The sequence below is a fragment of the Arthrobacter sp. zg-Y916 genome (assembly GCF_020907385.1).
Taxonomy (GTDB): Bacteria; Actinomycetota; Actinomycetes; order Actinomycetales; family Micrococcaceae; genus Arthrobacter_B; species Arthrobacter_B caoxuetaonis.
Window position 1 is genome coordinate 152888 of sequence record NZ_JAJJOD010000009.1, and the last position, 16460, is coordinate 169347.

At 61.2% G+C, this 16460-nt stretch carries 14 protein-coding genes; 6 read left to right on the top strand and 8 right to left on the bottom strand.

Annotation, left to right across the window (positions count from 1 at the left end; translation table 11 throughout):
- Nucleotides 1-1871: 1871 nt before the first annotated feature.
- The 8 genes from LOC59_RS14100 to rpmH form a co-directional block, all read right to left on the bottom strand.
- Entirely contained in the window at nucleotides 1872-3218 is a 1347-nt protein-coding gene (locus LOC59_RS14100; RefSeq protein ID WP_229972694.1) for a ParB/RepB/Spo0J family partition protein, read from the bottom strand.
- A 101-nt stretch (nucleotides 3219-3319) separates the two neighbouring features.
- Nucleotides 3320-4459, bottom strand: a complete 1140-nt coding sequence (locus LOC59_RS14105) for a ParA family protein (RefSeq protein ID WP_279324714.1) — start codon at nucleotides 4457-4459, stop codon at nucleotides 3320-3322.
- Between the two features lie 105 nt (nucleotides 4460-4564).
- Nucleotides 4565-5194 (bottom strand): 16S rRNA (guanine(527)-N(7))-methyltransferase RsmG, encoded by a 630-nt coding sequence (rsmG, locus tag LOC59_RS14110; RefSeq protein WP_227896418.1) that lies wholly within the window; start codon nucleotides 5192-5194, stop codon nucleotides 4565-4567.
- Nucleotides 5195-5238: 44 nt separating this feature from the next.
- Nucleotides 5239-5778 (bottom strand): Jag family protein, encoded by a 540-nt coding sequence (locus tag LOC59_RS14115; RefSeq protein WP_229972696.1) that lies wholly within the window; start codon nucleotides 5776-5778, stop codon nucleotides 5239-5241.
- Nucleotides 5775-6737: a membrane protein insertase YidC gene (gene yidC, locus LOC59_RS14120; protein ID WP_227896420.1), complete on the bottom strand. Its 963-nt coding sequence runs from the start codon at nucleotides 6735-6737 to the stop codon at nucleotides 5775-5777. Before yidC ends, LOC59_RS14115 begins: the two co-directional genes overlap by 4 nt.
- A gap of 9 nt (nucleotides 6738-6746) precedes the next feature.
- The gene (yidD, locus tag LOC59_RS14125; protein ID WP_227896421.1) at nucleotides 6747-7136 is read right to left on the bottom strand and encodes a membrane protein insertion efficiency factor YidD; all 390 of its coding nucleotides are present in this window, start codon (nucleotides 7134-7136) and stop codon (nucleotides 6747-6749) included.
- Between the two features lie 26 nt (nucleotides 7137-7162).
- Nucleotides 7163-7510 carry a ribonuclease P protein component gene (gene rnpA / locus LOC59_RS14130; protein ID WP_227896422.1) on the bottom strand — a complete coding sequence of 116 codons (348 nt, stop codon included), beginning with the start codon at nucleotides 7508-7510 and terminating at the stop codon, nucleotides 7163-7165.
- Between the two features lie 60 nt (nucleotides 7511-7570).
- On the bottom strand, nucleotides 7571-7708 hold the full coding sequence (gene rpmH, locus LOC59_RS14135) for a 50S ribosomal protein L34 (RefSeq protein WP_022892375.1): 138 nt from the start codon (nucleotides 7706-7708) through the stop codon (nucleotides 7571-7573).
- A gap of 459 nt (nucleotides 7709-8167) precedes the next feature.
- Between rpmH and dnaA the strand changes: the two genes are divergently transcribed.
- The 6 genes from dnaA to gyrB all read left to right on the top strand — a co-directional run bounded on the left by dnaA (nucleotide 8168) and on the right by gyrB (nucleotide 16434).
- The gene (gene dnaA, locus LOC59_RS14140) at nucleotides 8168-9586 is read left to right on the top strand and encodes a chromosomal replication initiator protein DnaA (protein ID WP_227896423.1); all 1419 of its coding nucleotides are present in this window, start codon (nucleotides 8168-8170) and stop codon (nucleotides 9584-9586) included.
- Nucleotides 9587-10138: 552 nt separating this feature from the next.
- Entirely contained in the window at nucleotides 10139-11263 is a 1125-nt protein-coding gene (dnaN, locus tag LOC59_RS14145) for a DNA polymerase III subunit beta (protein WP_229972698.1), read from the top strand.
- A gap of 65 nt (nucleotides 11264-11328) precedes the next feature.
- Nucleotides 11329-12291: a phosphogluconate dehydrogenase (NAD(+)-dependent, decarboxylating) gene (gnd, locus tag LOC59_RS14150; RefSeq protein WP_229972700.1), complete on the top strand. Its 963-nt coding sequence runs from the start codon at nucleotides 11329-11331 to the stop codon at nucleotides 12289-12291.
- 96 nt (nucleotides 12292-12387) lie between these two features.
- The gene (recF, locus tag LOC59_RS14155) at nucleotides 12388-13572 is read left to right on the top strand and encodes a DNA replication/repair protein RecF (RefSeq protein ID WP_227896425.1); all 1185 of its coding nucleotides are present in this window, start codon (nucleotides 12388-12390) and stop codon (nucleotides 13570-13572) included.
- The gene (locus tag LOC59_RS14160; protein ID WP_229972702.1) at nucleotides 13556-14101 is read left to right on the top strand and encodes a DUF721 domain-containing protein; all 546 of its coding nucleotides are present in this window, start codon (nucleotides 13556-13558) and stop codon (nucleotides 14099-14101) included. The genes recF and LOC59_RS14160 overlap by 17 nt, the downstream gene beginning before the upstream one ends.
- Nucleotides 14102-14376: 275 nt before the next feature.
- Entirely contained in the window at nucleotides 14377-16434 is a 2058-nt protein-coding gene (gyrB, locus tag LOC59_RS14165; RefSeq protein WP_227896427.1) for a DNA topoisomerase (ATP-hydrolyzing) subunit B, read from the top strand.
- The last annotated feature ends 26 nt before the right edge of the window (nucleotides 16435-16460 follow it).

Below are 16460 nucleotides of genomic sequence, written 5' to 3' on the forward strand. Positions count from 1 at the left end.
GTTGAATTGTCGGCAATAACGCAACGATGGCAGATCCCCGTCGATCTGTTCAGCTATTGGGGTGCTGGCCGCCCAGGCGGCTCCGGGTTGCCCACAGTCTCAAGTGCAGGAGACGACATGGCCGTCATTTGTGTTTCACGTGAAACACCAAACGTTGGAAGCTGGCACGGACCGACTCACCACGCAGGTCGAAACGGCCCCAGCGGGATCCAAAACCAGCAAAATATACCAAACGAAATCGCCAGGCACTGAGTCCAATATCCGGGGAAACGTACTCTATAGGCCTCTACCGAAATCAACGTTCTGCCCTGCATGGGGAGCAGATCCTCGGGGACATACTCGCTGGTAAGCAACCGAGGACCTTCATTCCGCACCTCGTTTCCTGCGGGATACACAGTTGGGGCCACCGATCCCCAGTCAGCGCCACCCGATAGACGGCTGTATCCGCTGGCCCCACATCGCTAGCACTCGACAACTCCAGGGAGAGTAGCGTCCAGGCAAATCACTTGAAACCGAAAACGGTCGAAACGAACAACACCCTGGCAGGCCATTGATACCGCTCATACGCTGCTCCCCAAGACTGGAGATTCTTTACGGTGCACGATCTCAGAGTTGCCGGAATTAGATCTGGTTCCTGTTTCACGTGAAACAGGAACCAGATTCCGGGGTGGTCTCGAGTTGCCTGCGGCGGCATGCTGGCCCTGGTCGAAACGCTGAATTTCACCATAGTCCGTAGACGACTCAGCTCTCAGGACCCTCCTTCTCATAAACCGGGTATGACAGGTGTCGCGAGGGCTTGCTACGGACAACACGGTGGACCACTCCAGGTCTATTGCTCACAATCGATTGTGTTTGGTGAGGAAACAACTGTCACCCACTTTCGTCTTACAGGGACAGTCCATCGGGCACGTAACTGCTGTGGCTGCCATTGCGATGAAAGCCCAAGACCGGACTCCAAAATGACCCGAGGTACCTACTCCGCCCCTCTTAGCCAACCAAGAGACTTCAAGGCTGGTACCTGTAAGGAGACACCAAGCTCCCGTTTCACGTGAAACCGGCGAAACAACGGCTTGGACTCGAAAGGCGCGGGCCCGCTAGAAATGGCTGGAACCACGCCACGTTCCCGAGGCGATACGTGGGCACAACTGCAAATCGGAGCAAGAGTACCCTGCCCTTTCGACGTGTGCGTCGCCTGCAAACCTGAACCGAAGAGCGTGTGCGCGCCTGGATTACTCAATACTTTGCCGCAGGATGGCAAGCGGACAGACCTCAGACATCAGCCGATTATCAACAACCAACCTAAATACGCTGTTCCCCGCACTGCGACAGCGATACTGCCACTTGTTGGGAGCGGTCGTACACCTGACGCGTCGGTGAATCCAAGTTGCACATTTCCACCAGCTCAGCACCGCAGCTTGCCCGAGGGGGCAATTGCCAGCAGGCCCCCACGATCCATGTTTCACGTGAAACCGTCGTCATCGTCCGGCGCCAAATTTGCTGGTTGCTCGTTCAAAAAGTCGCTCCGCTGCAACCCTCTTGCGTCGGGGTGGGGTCTGAAGGTGGGCTGAGGATAAGAATGTCGCGCAACGAACACCAATCCAGAACAAATAGCTGCGCCCCAGCGCGGGCATCCCCTGGGCAGCTGGGAATCGACATGTGCTCCAGCTGCGGAATGATCCGTTTCACGTGAAACGGATGGGCGCACTGCAGTCCCTCCAAATGCCAGCGGTATTGCCACCTTGAGCTGCGCTAAGTGCCCGTCTCAAACTGTGCGCAGCTGCTTCACCCGGCGTGCGCCCAGAAGGCAGTAATACAACAAAAAGCGGCCCCTGTTTCACGTGAAACAGGGGCCGCGATCTGTGTACGGTCCTCTAGGACGCTTGCCCTTCGACGGGATTGAGGACAGTCATGATTCGGTTCAGATCATCCACGCTTGCGAACTCGATACTCACCTTGCCCTTGCGGGCACCAAGAGTGATCTTGACGTTGGTATCCAGACGGTCAGACAACGAATTAGCCAGGTAATCGAGGCGCTCGTGCCGCGCTCCAACCTTGGGCTTGGCCTCCTTCGCAGGCCGGCGAATACCGTCAGACAACGCCACAACTTCCTCGGTTGCGCGAACTGACATACCTTCGGCGACAATCTTCTGGGCAAGCTTCTCCATCTCCGCGGGATCGTTCAGCCCCAGGAGCGCGCGGGCGTGCCCGGCGGACAGGACCCCAGCTGCGAGACGACGCTGCACCAGCGGAGGGAGCTTCATCAACCTCAACGTGTTGGAAATCTGCGGACGTGAACGGCCAATGCGTTCAGCCAGTTCTTCGTGCGAGCACTCAAAGTCGTCCAGGAGCTGCTGGTACGCAGCAGCCTCTTCAAGCGGATTCAGTTGGCTTCGGTGCAGGTTTTCGAGAAGTGCGTCGCGCAGCAGATCGACGTCCTGGGTGGACCGGACAATGGCTGGCACCGTGTCCAGGCCGGCTTCACGGCTTGCGCGCCAGCGACGCTCACCCATGACCAGTTCGTAAGGATGATCCTCATCGCCCTCAGCGGACGGCCTGACCACAATCGGCTGGAGAACGCCGATCTCTCGGATAGAGTGCACCAGTTCGGACATGTCTTCTTCGTCGAAGACACTTCGCGGCTGCTTACGGTTCGGATGAATGGAATCAATTGGGAGTTCAGCGAACCGCGCACCAGGTACTTCCAGCAACGTTTCACGTGAAACACCGCTCTCAGCGTCCGCAGGTGCTTCCGCCCCATCCGCGACAACGCCTGCCAACGCGTCTTCCGGAGCCTTTACGGCCTGCACTGGCTCCTTGGGTGCAGCGGGGCTCTTGCGGGCCGTGCTGGGCTTTTTGGGCGCCTCTACAGCCGATTCTGCGGGCTTCTCAGCGCCTGCCTGCGGGCGGGCAGCCAGATCTTCCTGTGCAGCTGCCGCCGTGGCGGCGTCTGCCTTGGGGGCCGCCTTCCGGTTAGCTGCCGAGCGGGCTGCCGGCTTCTTCTTGGCAGGGGCCCGGAGGGCTTCCTTGTTGATTCCGGCACCACGGCGCACTCCGCCTGTGCGGCCCGGCGCAACCTCATCGCTTGCAGCAGCAAAGAACAAATCAACGGGCCGGCCAGCCCTGGTCGACTGGGAGGTTCCAGTTGTCTCCGAAGACTCGGGAGTACTGGGAATCAATGCTCCCAGACCCCGGCCCAAACCACGACGCTTTTCGGTCATGGGTAAGTCCTTCCCTTATGCACACAGCAAGCGGCATGGATTGATTGTGAGAGTATTCTACGGTCCACCGTCGGGTTCACCCGGTATCCCAAAGGGAGTGTCTAGACGGATCGCTGGGCGATCTCGGCAGCAGCTTCCAGGTAGGAAAGGGCACCTGTCGACGACGGATCGTACGTCATGACGGTCTGCTGGTAGCTCGGCGCCTCAGAAATCCTCACCGAACGGGGCACGACAGCGGCCAGGACCTGCTGTGGGAAGTGTTCGCGGACCTCAGCTGCAACCTGTGCAGCCAGGTTGGTCCGGCCGTCATACATAGTGAGCAGGATCGTTGAAACAACCAGATCAGCGTTCAAGTGCTTTTGGATCATCTCAATGTTCTTCAGAAGCTGGCTCAAGCCCTCCAATGCGTAGTACTCGCACTGAATGGGAATGAGGACTTCCTTCGCCGCAACAAAAGCGTTGACGGTGAGCAGTCCCAGGCTCGGCGGGCAGTCAATGAAGATGTAGTCCAGCCGCTCTTCGCCGGCGTTCTTGCGTTCCTTGGCGTAAACCTCAATGGCACGCCGCAGTCTCTGCTCACGCGCTACGAGGGAGACCAGCTCGATTTCCGCACCCGCAAGGTGGATTGTCGCAGGAGCACAGATCAGGTTCTGGATGTCGGGGCACTGCGCCACAACCTTACCCAGGGGCAAATCATCGATGAGGACGTCGTAGATGCTCTCCACGTCTGCCCTGTGGTCGATCCCGAGGGCAGTAGAAGCGTTTCCCTGCGGATCGATATCGATCACCAGGACGTTGAGGCCGGCCGTGGCCAGAGCGGCGGCAAGGTTTACTGTGGTCGTCGTCTTCCCGACGCCGCCCTTTTGGTTGCTCACGGTCATGATCCGGGTCTCGGCAGGCCGCGGCAGGACCCTGCCCCGGAGCCTCTCGCGGCGCCGGTTCTCACTGGCAAGTTCGCGGGCCAGTGGTGTGCTTTCGTCCATCAGATCCATAACGTCTACCGACTCTGACGGATAAACCGCCTGGCCGGCTACACCACCTTCGCTGGTCTCGGGAACAGGCACATACGATGCGCCGGCAGACAGTGTTGCAACAGCATGTCCCGTTTCACGTGAAACAGGCAAGTCAAGCTTTGGTTCTACAACCTCTTCAGGTTGATTCCTCGAAAAAGGCGATGAGAAGGCAGAACCCAGCGCAGCAAAGGGGGGAATTCGTTTTGCGGCAGAATCGCGCACACTCACCTGGACATGCTCACTTTCACAACATAAGGCATTACTGCCCCTAGCCTATCGGCTGGCCGGTCAAATCCCCGGATCGGGCAGGGTGTGTGCAGTACCAGGCAGGGCCTAGACAACAATGCGGACTACGGTCGTGTGCTCCTCAAGCACATCCTCGCCGGCGGTGACGACGGATGTCTCCTTGCCGCCAAGCCGGCGAATCTGCTTGGCAGCCTTTTCGATTTCCTCCGCGGCGCTGCGCCCCTTGATGGCCAGCACTACCCCGGAACCCTGCAGGAGCGGAATCGTCAGGCCGGCCAGTCCGGTGAGGGCGGAGACGGCTCGGGCGGTGACTACGTCTACCTCCACCTTGCCGACTACCTGTTCAGCCCGGCCGCGGATAACCTCCACGTTCTGAAGCCCCAGATCGTCAACAACCTCGTTCAGCCAGGTCACCCTGCGCTCAAGGGGCTCGATCAGAGTCATCACCAGATCAGGCCGGGCGATAGCCAGGCACAGCCCGGGCAGCCCGGCACCTGAACCAACATCGGCCACCCTGCTGGAGTCGGGAATCAGATCAGCTACGACAGCGCAATTGAGCACATGCCTGCTCCACAACCGCGGAACTTCACGCGGCCCGAGCAATCCGCGCTCCATGCCGGAAGTAGCCAAATGCTCCACATAGCGCTCTGCCAGCGGGAGGCGGGATCCGAAGACCTTGACCGCAGCAGCATGCTCGGCGGGCGTAATTTCAACCACGAAAAACAGATCCTAGTCTTAGCGAGATATCCGGACGGGCAAGGCTATGCGTCGGAAAGGGACACCACGATGTGGCGTTCCGGCCCTTCACCTTCGGACTCGCTGACGAGCCCAAGCTCCGCAACGGCGTCGTGAACAATCTTGCGCTCGTAGGCACTCATCGGTGCCAGCGCGATTTCCTTGCCGGACGTCTTGGCGCGGGAAACCGCATCCTCCGCGATCCGGTACAGTTCCTCGCTGCGTTCCTTGCGGTACCCGGAGATGTCCAGGACAAGGCGTGAACGATTGTCAGTCGCCGTCAGCACGGAGAGCCGGGTGAGCTCCTGGAGGGCCTCAAGAACCTCGCCCCCGCGCCCTACCAGGGACTCCAGGCCAGAGTCGTCTCCCTCTTCGGAGACAACGGAAATGTAGGTACGTCCGCTGCGGACCTCGATGTCGATATCACCGTCAATGTCGGCGATGTCGAGCAGCTCCTCAAGGTAGTCAGCGGCGACGTCGCCCTCTTCCTCCAGACGGCTCACGGTGCCGCCTTCAGCAGCCTCAGGCAGTTCTTCCACGGACTCTTCGACGTGCTCAGTGCTCATCTTTTTTTCCTGTTCTTGCGCTGGGGCTGCTGGCGCTGTGCTTTGGCAGGGACGGGTACTTCTTCCACCGGCTCGGACTTCTTTTCGCCCAGCAGCGGCATCATCGGCAGGCCCTTGCGGGCACGGCGCTCAGCCAGGGCCTTGGCGGCAGGAGACCCGGGGGTGGGCATGCGGCGGATCACGAAGAACTGCTGCGCCATGGTCCACAGGTTGGTGGTGGTCCAGTAAATCAGGACGCCGATCGGGAAGTTGATGCCGCCGATGCCGAAAACGAGCGGCAGTACGTAGAGCATCATCTTCTGCTGGCGCATGAACGGGCTCTGCAGCGCTTCTTCAGACATGTTCTTGGACATGATCTGCTTCTGCGTGATGAACTGCGACGCCGTCATGGCGATGATCATGATGATCGAGAGAACCACAACGGAAGTGTGGCCCTCCGTGCCGAATCCGTGCAGCAGCGAGGAGGAGAGCGGCGCACCCAGGATCGTGGCTTCATCGAACTGGACGACGGCGTCATGGGTGAGAGCGCCAATGCCCTCGCCGTCCGAGCTGGCGTTGGAAACACCGTTCAGCACCTGGAACAGGGCGAAGAAGAACGGCATCTGGATCAGCATCGGCAGGCACGCCGCGAAGGGGTTCGTGCCGTGCTTCTTGTACAGGGCCATCTGCTCCTGCGTCATGGCCTGGCGCGAGAGCTGGTCCGTCTTGCCCTTGTACTTCTGCTGGAGCTTACGCAGATCCGGCTGCAGCGACTGCATGCCGCGCTGCGCCTTGATCTGCTTGACGAAAACCGGAATCAGGGCGGCACGGATGACAATAACCAGGCCAATGATGGACAGCGTCCAGGTCCATCCGGATGCGGCGTCCATCCCGAGGAACACAAATCCCTCGTGGAAGATCCACATGATCCATGACACCACCCATTTGAATGGAAACATGATCGTGTCGAAGAAACCCATTTACACTCCTCAAGCCGCGGGGCGGCTGTCTTCGTCTGCCGGAATCACGGGATGATTCAGCACAATAATCCTGGGGACTGATTCCTGCGGCCAGGTCCTTCGGCCTTCGGGCACGTGGTCAACTCCGCCGTCGTTCCAGGGGTGGCAGCGGATGAGCCGGCGGGCGGCCAGCCATGTGCCCTTCACCGCACCGTGAACGGTGACGGCCTCAAGGGCATACGCAGAACAAGATGGAAAGAAGCGGCATACCGGCCCGTACAGCGGTGAGATGAGCTTGCGGTAAACCTTCAGAATCCCGATCAGGACGTTTCGGGGCAGATGCCACACGAAACGCAGTAGCGCCTTCACGAGGACAGCAGGAACATAGGCCTTCGCCGGTTGGTTGCCGGTGCGGCCCATCGTATGTCCCTCCCTCACCTTTGTGGTCACTGCCGCGAAAGCTTGCCAATGCATGCAGAGAGGGCACCAGCATAATCCGCGCTTAACTGCGCCCAAGATGCCGATGCCGCCGGCGGCAGTGCCCTGACGACAATGTCGAACCCGGTGGGGTTCTGGGCCAGGCTCTGCGCTGCTGCTTCTCTCAGTCTTCTCTTAACGAGGTTACGTGTCACGGCGTTCCCAATGGCTTTCGACACAATGAACCCGACGCGCGTGGGCGCGGCCGGGTTGGGCACTGCATATAAGACTACGTTCCGGCGCCCGTTTCGGGCGCCGGAACGTACAGTATGGGAAAAATCCGCCGACGAACGCACCCGGTTCCTCGCGGCCAGCATTAGGCCGCCGAGGGAGGTGGACAGAGCTGCTGACGCAGCATCGACAAACCTAAGGCTGTTTTACGCCGACAGTTCGGTACGGCCCTTGCCACGGCGTGCAGAAAGAATGGCACGGCCGGCACGGGTGCGCATGCGAAGGCGGAAGCCGTGCTTCTTGGCACGACGGCGGTTATTCGGCTGAAAAGTCCGCTTGCTCACGGTGGTTACTCCAAGACAATATGCGCTGCGCCTGCTGCATCAAGGGGGAAGCACAAGCGGCGCTAAGTTTTCATGTGACTGACTACGCTCAACCCGGACCTGGACCCTGATTCCCAGAACCCTGATGGGCATGAATGAGTGCAGATAGCAGACACAAAGGACTACTCAACGTTAGGTGAGACCCTGAATCCAGTCAAACCGGGCTTCCACGGCCTGTTTGTACAGAACTGCCCACACCTGTGGACAACTGCCCTGGCCGCGGTCCTGCCGTGGCATTGTGAGTGATGTCCCAAGTGGCACGGGGGCGCAGGAATCCAGCTACCGAGAGCCGAAATGATGATCTAGGCTTGGCGCTGGGTGTTTTATCCACGGGTGTGCATAACTCTGTGGATGATCCTCCGGAATCCAGGCCTGGTTTCCGGTTTCTTAGATCGCCATGCGGCGTCACGAGAGGTTTTTGTGGGTACGGACGAAATCAACGATGTCGGCAGCTCCTGGCGCAAGGTCATCCGAACCCTGGAGACCGACGACAGGGTCTCTCCCCGTCAGCGCGGTTTCGTGGTCCTGGCACAGGCGCAGGGACTGATTGGAACCACTCTGCTGGTCGCTGTTCCCAACGAACTCACCCGGGAAGTACTGCAGACGCAGCTCAAGAACATCCTGGATGAAGTACTCAAGACGGTTTTCCAGGCAGATATCCAATGCGCATTCGTCATTGATGCGGATCTGACGCCGGTTGCCCAGGCCGAGCCGGAACCCGAACCCGAAGAGCCTGCCCCGTCTCCGGTACCTACAGGAGAGAGTGCTCCGTCCCCGACGCCGCCCAGCACATCACAGGAATTCGGCCGGCTGAATCCGAAGTACGTCTTTGAGACTTTCGTCATCGGCTCATCGAACCGGTTTGCCCACGCGGCAGCAGTAGCCGTGGCTGAAGCTCCGGCGAAGGCCTATAACCCCCTGTTCATCTACGGGGACTCCGGACTGGGCAAGACCCACCTGCTGCACGCCATCGGCCACTATGCCCGGCACCTCTACACCGGCATCCGCGTGCGCTACGTGAACTCCGAGGAATTCACCAACGACTTCATCAACTCGATCCGCTACGACGAAGGCGCCAGCTTTAAGCAGCTGTACCGGAACGTGGACATCCTGCTGATCGATGACATCCAGTTCCTGGCCAATAAGGACGCCACGCAGGAGGAGTTCTTCCATACCTTCAATGCGCTGCACAACCACAACAAGCAGGTTGTGATCACCTCTGACCTGCCCCCGAAGCAGCTCTCGGGATTTGAAGAGCGGATGCGCTCCCGCTTTGAGTGGGGCCTGCTCACCGACGTCCAGCCGCCGGAACTGGAAACGCGCATTGCGATCCTCCGCAAGAAGGCCATCGGGGATTCGCTCAGCGCCCCGGACGACGTCCTCGAATACATCGCTTCGAAGATCTCCACGAACATCCGGGAACTGGAGGGTGCCCTCATCCGGGTTACCGCCTTTGCGAGCCTGAACCGCCAGCAGGTCGACGTCGGCCTGGCCGAAATCGTGCTGAAGGACCTGATCACCGATGACGGTGCCCAGGAAATCACGGCAGCGTCGATCCTCGGACAGACAGCGGCCTACTTCCAGATCAGCCTCGAGGAACTGTGCAGCAAGTCGCGGACCCGGACGCTGGTGACCGCCAGGCAGATCGCCATGTACCTCTGCCGTGAACTCACCGACATGTCCCTTCCGAAGATCGGCCAGGAGCTCGGCGGCAGGGACCACACCACCGTGATCCACGCCGACCGGAAGATCCGCGAACTCATGGCGGAACGCCGGGCCATCTATAACCAGGTCACCGAACTGACAAACCGCATCAAGCAGCAGCAGCGTGAAGCCTAGAAAACCCCGTCCCTCCGCGGATGTAAGGGCCCCGAAGGGGCTCGAAATTAACAAGTGTGGACAAGGGTGTGGATAACTCGGTGGACAACTCGTCGTTAGGGCGTTCAGCCTGTGGATACGCGGAACTGTCAAAAAGTTCCCAACAGGGTCCATCAGCGCGTAGGCTGACTGTCCACAAGTTATCAACAGCCTTAATCCGCCAACCCGGCCCGGCAGAGCGAGTTATCCACAGTATCCACAAGGGTTATTAACACTACGAATCTTAAGAATTTGGGTTCCACCAAATAACATCTGACCTTCCAGCCCAGACATCCGATGTTCCAAAGAGCCCTTCTTTCAACCTGGCAGGTGCCCATTGGGCAACAGCACAATCACTCCCGGATGCCCTTCTTGCGGCCCATGCAGCCAAGCACCGCTGAAGGTAAGCTGGCACAGGGTATTGTGGTGATTCCCAGGCGGACAGCCGCGCGGCCCAGCCGCACGCAATGCTCCCTCACGTTCATGAAAGTTCAGTAGTACTGATAAGTACGTTGTGAAAGGCGGCACCCTGCAGTGAAGTTCAGAGTTGAGCGGGATGTCCTGGCCGAGGCGGTTACCTGGACGGCACGGTCCCTCTCACCCCGCCCGCCGGTTCCTGTCCTTTCCGGCCTGCTGATCAAGGCCGAGTCAGGTTCGTTGAGCATCGCGAGCTTCGACTACGAGATCTCCGCACGCCTGCAGATTCCTGCTGACATCTCCGAAGAGGGCACGATCCTTGTCTCGGGACGGCTCCTTGCCGAGATCTGCCGCAGCTTGCCTTCCGCTCCGGTCGACGTCGAAACCGACGGGTCGAAGGTGACTCTCACCTGCCGCAACAGCCGCTTCAACCTGGCCACCATGCCGGTCTCGGAATACCCGGAACTCCCGGCGCTGCCCGATGTCAGCGGCGTCGTCGACGGAGACGCGTTCGCCCAGGCCGTCTCCCAGGTCATCATTGCCGCGAGCCGCGATGACACCCTGCCGATCCTTACGGGCGTCCGCATGGAGATCGAAGACGACCTGATTACCTTCCTTGCGACTGACCGTTACCGGCTGGCACTGCGGGAGCTTCCCTGGAAGCCTGCAACCCCCGGCATCTCAACGAGTGCTCTGGTCAAGGCGAAGACCCTCAACGAAGTTGCCAAGACCCTCGGCGGCGGAGGCGCCCTGAACATTGCACTTTCCGAGGAAAGCGAGCTGATCGGCTTCGAAAGCGGCGGCCGGCGCACCACCTCGCTGCTGGTCGACGGCGACTACCCGAAGATCCGTTCCCTTTTCCCGGACAACACCCCGATTCACGCCACCGTGGAAACATCCGCTCTGGTTGAAGCGGTGCGGCGTGTGTCGCTCGTTGCCGAACGGAACACTCCGGTGCGGCTGGCCTTCACTGACGGCCAGGTGACCCTCGATGCCGGCACGGGAGAGGACGCCCAGGCATCCGAGGCACTTGAAGCTTCACTGATTGGTGACGAGATCACAGTCGCCTTCAACCCGCACTACCTCAGCGAAGGCCTTGGCGCCTTCCCGAGCAAGTACGTCCGTTTCTCCTTCACCACCCCGCCGAAGCCTGCTGTGATCTCCGCCCAGGAAGAACTCACCGGTGACGACCAAGAGGATTACCGGTACCTTCTGATGCCAGTCCGGCTGCCTAACCAGTAAGGCTTCCACCGGAGCAGTTCGGGAGCCTTTCCGCCCACCTTCGTGGACAGCAGAGAGGAACCGACATGCACATTGGCCTCATTGGACTGGGGAAGATGGGCTACAGCATGCGCGAGCGGCTGAGGAACAACGGCATCCAGGTGACAGGGTTCGACAAGAACCCCGTAATCAGCGATGCCGGATCCCTTGCCGAACTCGCTGCTGAACTGCCTGCACCCAGGATCGTATGGGTCATGGTTCCCAGCGGGGCCACCACGGCAGCGGTCATCAGCGACCTCGCCGAAGTGCTCGACGGCGGGGATCTGGTCATCGACGGCGGCAACTCCCGCTTTTCTGATGACCTGCGCCATTCCGAACTTCTGGCGCGAAAGGGCATCCGTTACCTCGACTGCGGCGTGTCAGGCGGAATCTGGGGCCTCGAAAAGGGATACGGCCTCATGGTCGGCGGTTCCGCCGCTGATGTTGACCGGGCGTTGCCGCTTTTTGACGCGCTGCGTCCTTCCGGCCACCGGGCGGACAGCTTCGTCCACGCCGGCGGAACCGGAGCCGGACACTACGCCAAAATGGTGCACAACGGGATCGAATACGGCCTGATGCAGGCCTATGCCGAAGGGTATGAGCTCCTAGCGGCCCAGGAGATCATCGACGACGTTCCAGGGATCCTGCGGGCCTGGCAAAGCGGAACCGTCATCCGTTCCTGGCTGTTGGAACTGGCGGTCCGGGCCCTGGAGGAGGATCCGGGACTGGAGAGAGTAGCGGGATTCGTTGAGGATTCCGGGGAGGGACGGTGGACAGTGGAGGAAGCAATGGCCGCTGAAATTCCGGCTCCTGCCATCGCGTCGGCTGTCTTTGCCCGGTTCGCCTCCAGGCAGGACGATTCTCCTGCCATGAAGCTGGTTGCCGCCCTGCGCGGACAATTCGGCGGCCACGCAGTGAAAACGGCCCGGCAGGAACAGGATCCGGGACGGGGAGGGGTTCCGCTGAGCGCAGCGGAACAGGCCATCCGCGATGCCGGGACGCCGGAGTAGCCGGCGGTAGGCTGTTCAGGACGGATGCCTGGCTTCAGGGCCGGCAGTGATGGCATTGAGGAAGACGGACAGGACGGATAGACCAGGTGGCCCAGCGTGTACGTTGATTACCTTTCGCTGACGGGTTTCCGCAGCTACGGGCAGCTTGACCTGAGTCTGGAGCCCGGAGTCAGCGTCTTTGTCGGCCCCAACGGCACAGGCAAAACCAACATTGTGGAATCGATTGGGTATCTCGCGTCCCTGTCCTCACACCGGGTCAGTTCCGATGCTCCGCTCGTGGCGTTCGACGCCGACCAGGCCCTGGTTCGGGCACGGATTGTGCGCGGGTCCCAGGCCACGGCGCTGGAAGTGGAAATCAATCCCGGCCGGGCCAACCGTGCACGGATCAACCGCGCCAATCCCGTAAGGGCCCGCGATATTCTCGGCATTTGCCGCACGGTGCTCTTCGCCCCTGAAGACCTGGCCTTGGTCAAAGGGGATCCCTCCGCCCGCCGCAGGTTCCTCGATGACATGATCGTTTCCCTCGTTCCCCGGCATGCCGCGACCCGCGCCGACTACGAACGCGTGCTCAAACAGCGCAATGCACTGTTGAAGTCGGCCCGGATGAGCGGGCGTTTCACCTCTGCGCATGAAGCAACCCTGGACGTCTGGGATCACCACATGGCCGCTGCCGGAGCACAGCTCCTTGCGGCCCGGCTGCAGGCTCTGGACCGGCTGAGCCCGCACCTTGCCGGCGCCTACGCAGACCTGACCGACGGCTCGAAAGCCGCCAGGGGCGTGTACCGGTCAACTTTGCTGGGACAGGTAGAGGACGACGGCGCCGCTGAGGGACCTGCAGATTCTGCAGAACTGCTGGGACTGGGACAGGAGGAACTGCAGGAGCGGTTCCTGCAGGCCTTCGCCGCCAACCGCAAGCGCGAAGTGGACCGCGGAATTTCCCTGGTCGGTCCGCACAGGGATGAAGTTGAACTGCTGCTGGGGCCGGCGCCCGCCAAAGGCTATGCCTCGCATGGAGAAACCTGGTCCCTCGCGCTGGCCATGCGGCTGGCATCCTACTACCTGCTGCGGGACGACGACGATGCTCCCGGCAGCGGCCCGATCCTGATCCTGGACGATGTCTTTGCCGAACTCGATGCCGGCCGGCGCCAGCGCCTGGCAGCCATAGTTTCCGGCGCCGAGCAGGTGCTGGTGACGGCTGCCGTGGGCGAAGACATTCCGGCTGCCCTCTCCGGCCGGCAGATTCCGGTTATCCCTGGAGGCGTCAGTGCTGCCGCCGGCTAATTCTCCGGAGCATGCCGGGCCGGACGGAGGGGACGACCGCCCCGATGCTGCCCGGGAACAGCTGAATCGGATGCGCCAGGCTGCGCAGGCGCGCGGCAACCAGCGCGTTCCGGCGAGCCGGCGCAAACAGGGACAGCGCCGGCAAACCCCTTTTGTTCCGGGCGAATACACCGGGCGCGACCCTCAAGGCCTGGGCAAAGTCTTCAACCGGTTCGTCAACGAACGGGGCTGGAATTCTCCGGTGGCCGTCGGTTCCGTAATTTCCCGCTGGGAGGAGCTGGTAGGCCCGGACGTTAGTGCGCACTGCAAACCGGAGTCCTTCTCGGACACCACCGTCCAGGTCCGCTGCGATTCCACTGCCTGGGCCACGCAGCTGCGGCTGCTTCGGGAGACGCTGATTGCCCGTTTCGAAGCGGAACTGGGTCCCGGCGTCGTCACCCGGATCGAAGTCGTTGGCCCGGCAGCACCCAACTGGCGGAAGGGACTGCGGAGCGTCAAGGGCAGGGGACCGCGGGACACCTACGGATAAAGCACGCGCGGCCGGAAAAAAGTTGTTGAAAAATGCTGGTTTCTGTGCTCGCGTTCACACCCGCTGCACCCGCCATAGACGGCTGAAAACCCCATCGGACGTATCCGGCCTCGTCTGGGGCCCGGAAAAGCGCGTGGAACCCGCTTTAGTGGCCTCCTAAGGGGTGTTTTGGCCAGCAAAGGTACCCTCAGCACGGTAGAATTGCTAGGAGAGGTGCCCTCTCCGCTGGTCAGGGTGCCAAATTCTGACCGACACAAGAGGAGTCGACAGCACCTGTGGCTAACGACAATGAGCTAGACAACACGGAGCCCGCCCCGGAGGATCACAACGACGCTCAGGCGCCCCACGAATACGGCGCCAATGAGATCACTGTCCTGGAAGGCCTTGAAGCCGTCCGCAAGCGTCCGGGCATGTACATCGGCTCTACCGGCCCGCGCGGGCTGCACCACCTGGTCTATGAAGTGGTGGACAACTCCGTTGATGAAGCGCTGGCCGGCTACTGCGACCGCATCGATATAACGCTCCAGGCCGACGGCGGTGTCCGCGTCTCGGATAACGGCCGCGGCATCCCCGTGGACATGCACCCGACCGAGAACATGCCCACCGTCCAGGTGGTCATGACCATCCTGCACGCCGGCGGCAAGTTCGGCGGCGGCGGCTACGCCGTTTCGGGCGGCCTCCACGGCGTGGGCATTTCCGTAGTGAATGCCCTTTCCGCCCGGGTGGAAACCGAAGTGAAGCGGCAGGGCTTTGTCTGGCGCCAGACCTTCGAAAACGGCGGCGTCCCGGTCGGGAGCCTGCGCAAGGGCGAAGAGACCGAAGAAACCGGTACCACGCAGACGTTCTACCCGGATCCTGAGATCTTCGAGACCACGGAATTCGATTTCGAGACACTGCGCGCACGCTTCCAGCAGATGGCCTTCCTCAACAAGGGACTGCGCATCGTCCTGACGGACGAACGCACCCTGGACGAATCCGCTGAGGAGATCGCGGAGGACGGCGCCGAGACCGAAGAGAGCGCACCCAAGCACCGCACCGTTGACTACATGTATGCCAACGGCCTGCTGGACTATGTCCACCACCTGAACAGCTCCAAAAAGGTCGAGGTCATCCACGACGACATCATTGCCTTCGAGACCGAAGACAATGACAAGAAGATGGCCGTGGAAATGGCCCTGCAGTGGACCACCGCGTACTCGGAGAGCGTCCACACCTACGCGAACACGATCAACACGCATGAGGGCGGCACCCACGAAGAAGGCTTCCGTGCCGCCATGACCTCGCTGATCAACCGGTACGCACGCGAGAAGAACATCATCAAGGAAAAGGATGACAACCTCACCGGTGACGACATCCGTGAAGGCCTGACCGCCGTCATTTCCGTGAAGATCGCCGAACCGCAGTTCGAAGGCCAGACGAAGACCAAGCTCGGCAACTCCGAGGTCAAGGGCTTTGTCCAGCGTGTTGTCACGGACCAGCTCGGCGACTGGCTGGAACGCAACCCCGGCCCTGCCCGTGATGTGATCCGCAAATCGATCCAGGCCTCCCAGGCGCGGCTTGCAGCCCGCAAGGCCCGCGAATCCACCCGCCGCAAGGGCCTGCTGGAGTCCGGCGGCATGCCGGGCAAGCTCAAGGACTGCTCCTCCAAGGATCCCTCGCGGTCGGAAATCTACATTGTGGAGGGTGACTCTGCAGGCGGCTCCGCCGTCCGCGGACGCAACCCCGAAACCCAGGCCATCCTGCCGCTGCGCGGCAAGATCCTGAATGTGGAGCGCGCCCGCCTGGACCGCGCCCTTGGCAACGCCGAAGTCCAGTCCATGATTACGGCCTTCGGCGCCGGCATCGGTGAGGATTTCGACGTCGAAAAGGCGCGGTACCACAAGATTGTGCTGATGGCCGATGCCGACGTTGACGGCCAGCACATCACCACGCTGCTGCTGACGCTCCTCTTCCGCTACATGCGTCCGCTGATCGAGCAGGGCTACGTGTACCTGGCGCAGCCCCCGCTGTACCGGATCAAGTGGTCCAACCACCCGCACGACTACGTCTACAGCGACCGCGAACGCGACGAAACCGTGGCCCGCGGGCTGGCCAACAACCAGCGACTGCCCAAGGACAACGGAATCCAGCGCTACAAGGGCCTTGGCGAAATGGACTACACCGAACTCTGGGACACCACCATGGACCCGGACCACCGCACTCTCCTCCAGGTAACCATGGACGATGCCGCCTCGGCGGACCAGATCTTCTCGGTGCTTATGGGTGAGGACGTCGAATCCCGCCGCAATTTCATCCAGCAGAATGCCAAGGACGTGCGTTTCCTCGACATCTGATACTGCCGGCGGCTTCGCGCCGCCGC